The sequence below is a fragment of the Pantoea sp. sgz302252 genome, from assembly GCF_047713085.1.
Taxonomy (GTDB): Bacteria; Pseudomonadota; Gammaproteobacteria; order Enterobacterales; family Enterobacteriaceae; genus Scandinavium.
Window position 1 is genome coordinate 1 of the sequence record NZ_JBLFJW010000074.1, and the last position, 3,184, is coordinate 3,184.

The 3,184-nt window shown below is 57.1% G+C and carries 1 protein-coding gene and 1 pseudogene; both read right to left on the reverse strand.

Features of this window, described 5'->3' with window-relative positions; translation table 11 throughout:
- A pseudogene (locus ACLW56_RS24905) lies at positions 1-469 on the reverse strand (hypothetical protein); the annotation flags it as partial.
- Positions 470-819: 350 nt separating this feature from the next.
- Positions 820-3,184: Ig-like domain-containing protein (locus ACLW56_RS24910; protein WP_330986283.1), on the reverse strand; the 2,365-nt coding region annotated here is incomplete at its 5' end.

The following is a 3,184-nucleotide window of genomic DNA, read 5'->3' on the forward strand; positions in this document are numbered from 1 at the left end:
TTCCGGCCACCGTACCGATAAAACCCATTGCGCCGGGGATACCCGGTGCGGCCAGCGTCGTCTGTGATACGGTACTCCCCGGAACCAGCGCGGTTGCCGCAAGCGTGTCCGCGCCGCTGAACGGGCCACTCAGCATCACCGTCACCGGAACCGCCAGCGTGTTGTCGAGCCCCAGGTACTGTAGCGGGTACTGGCTTGCCGGATAGGTGGCCGTCAGGTCACGGACACTGGCGCTCACGTAGCTCTCGGTATGTCCGGTGTAGCTCCGCCCGGGGTTGCCGGTATCGACCCCGCTCCAGATATAGGCATGGGTGATGGTGTCTCCCACCGACACGGACTGCAGCGACCAGTCGGTGCTGCTGCTGGCCACAATCCCCGACTGCCCGTGTGCCACGGGTTGCGGAGTTCCGGCAAAATTGGGAAGCGGGTAAAAAACCAGCGAACTGGTCTGCAGGTTATCAGGATTCATGATGGACTCTCTGTAATCAGGTTAATGATGAAGACAGGAGCAGCATAGGCACGGCGGGGCTGTCGCATTGGCTCAAATGCACCCCGGCAGTGGGTGTTTTTTGCCCGATAACACAGAGATAAACGAAGTGCTAAATGCCGCCGTTAGCCTCGTTCTGGTCACTTAGAATTTTGCCGCTGAAGTATTACATTTGGCCTGGTGTACGATGTGTATTAAAAATCCGGAAACAGGGGGCTGTTTCCGGATCACAGTAAATAGCTGAAGCGAGCAGATGCTCCTCATATTGGCAGGCATAACGTGCTATGCCTGCCTCTGTTTCTGGTAAACCTCCAGGACGCTATCGGAATGATTTATTCCAGGTACGAGATATTCCCCTGTAGCTCAGCCGGAATATTTGCCATTGTTCCGCCCTCCCCCCAGACAACCACAGTATCATCGGATGTCAGGGCGACAAACATCAAATAGCCACTGTATATTGCCACCACGTTCGTCAGCATGTCGGCCACATCAGAGGGGATCGTGCCGCCCTGGGTCGCGTTCCCCCAGGCAAGAACGTCACCCGAAGCGGTCAGTGCCGCAAAAGCACTTTCTGTCGCCGCGAGATTAACCAGATCGGTACGTGAAGCAATCCCGGGCGGGACACTGCCGCCATAAGCTTCATCTCCCCAAGATACGACGCCGCCCTGAGCAGTCAATGCAGCAAAGGCGTGCCCGCTACCACACAAGCTAACCAGATCGTTACGTGAAGCAATGTCCGATGGCACGCTTCCACCTGAATTACTGTATCCCCAGGCCACCACGTTTCCTCCACTAGTCAGGGCTGCGAAGGACATCTCTGTTGCTGCCACATTCACCAAATCCGTACGTGAGGCAATAGCTGAGGGGACACTTCCTCCATCATCATCATCACCCCATGCCACGACACTGCCTCCGGAGGTCAGGGCTGCAAAAGCGCCGAAGTTTGCAAACAAACTTTTCAGATCGGTGCGTGCAGAAATATCCGATGGCACTCTGCCGCCAAGGTCGAAATCTCCCCAGGCCACCACACTCCCTCCGGCAGTCAGGGCTGCAAAGGCGTCCGCAGCACCCCGTAAATCCACCAGGTCAGTGCGTGAAGCAATATTCGATGGTACGCTGCCGCCATAACGACCGTCCCCCCAGGCCACCACACCGCCTCCCTTTGTCAGGGCGGCAAAGGCCCACTCATTTGCTGTCACACTCACCAGATCAGTTCGCGAAGCAATAGCTGAGGGGACACTTCCTCCATAATTATCGTCACCCCATGCCACGACACTGCCTCCGGTACTCAGTGCGGCAAAAGCGCCATGACTTGCGCATACGCTGGACAGATCCGTGCGCGAAGCGATGCCGGACGGCACACTTCCACCATAAGAGCTGTCTCCCCAGGCGACAACATTGCCACGGTTCAGCAGAGCGGTGGATGCACTGACAGTGCTCATCCAATTGACTGAAATATTCTGTGGCCGCAGGGTGAGCTGAGTGCGGGATGTTGATGACCACACGGTCAGTTCTTTTTCCGGATGCTGATCGGTGAACCGGCTCGCCGTTACCACTTCGCTTTCGCCCTCGCCTTCATACTGCCACTGTGCCACAACTGGCCTTAATGTCTGCTTGCCCAGAGCCACCAGAGGAGGGCTACAGGTCCGGTCAGCTTTTATGTTCCTTGCCCCACGCACCACAATGCCCTCTTCCACGGTGATGCTGATCGTTTTAGTGCTGCCGTTATCCAGAGAAGCCGTCACCTGCGCCGTGCCGGTATCCCCGCTGTCCGTCAGGATGGAGGTTGCCTTTCCGTCAGCCCCCGTCACCGATGTCACCGGGGTCACTGAGCCCAGGGTTGTACTCCAGTAAACCGTCGCGCCGGCCACCATGTTTCCACTACCGTCATGAACGGTTGCCGTCAGCGCCGCCGCATCAGTGCCATCATTAACGATGCTGTCCTTGTCACTGGTCAGGCTACTGACCACATAATTGACCGATTTATCCTCCACGGTAATGGTCAGTGTGGCGCGGCTGCCATTATCCAGCTGTGCCGTTACGGTGGCTGTCCCTTCCTGCTCCGCCGTTAACTGTGTGCTCGCCTGACCACTGCCGTTAGTCACCGAACTGGTGATGTTCAGGTTACCCAGGGTGGTATTCCAGGTTACAGTCACTCCGGAGACCGGCAGGTTCGTGCTGCTGTCCACTACCGTTGCTGTCAGGGTGGCTACATCAGCATCATCATTAACGATGCTGTTCTTGTCACTGGTCAGGCCACTGACCGCATAGTTGACCGATTTATCCTCCACGGTAATGGTCAGGGTGGCGCGGTTGCCATTATCCAGCTGTGCCGTTACGGTGGCTGTCCCTTCCTGCTCCGCCGTTAACTGTGTGCTCGCCTGACCACTGCCATTAGTCACCGAACTGGTGATGTTCAGGTTACCCAGGGTGGTATTCCAGGTTACGGTCACTCCGGAGACCGGCAGGTTCGTGCTGCTGTCCACCACCGTTGCGGTCAGGGTGGCCGGGTCGGTACCGTTATTGATAATACTGCTCTTGTCACTGGTCAGGCTCTGAATGATATAACTGACAGACCTGTCTTCCACGGTGATGCCGATCGTTTTAGTGCTGCCGTTATCCAGAGAAGCCGTCACCTGCGTCGTGCCGGTATCCCCGCTGTCCGTCAGGGTGGAGGTTGCCTTTCCGTCAGCCCCC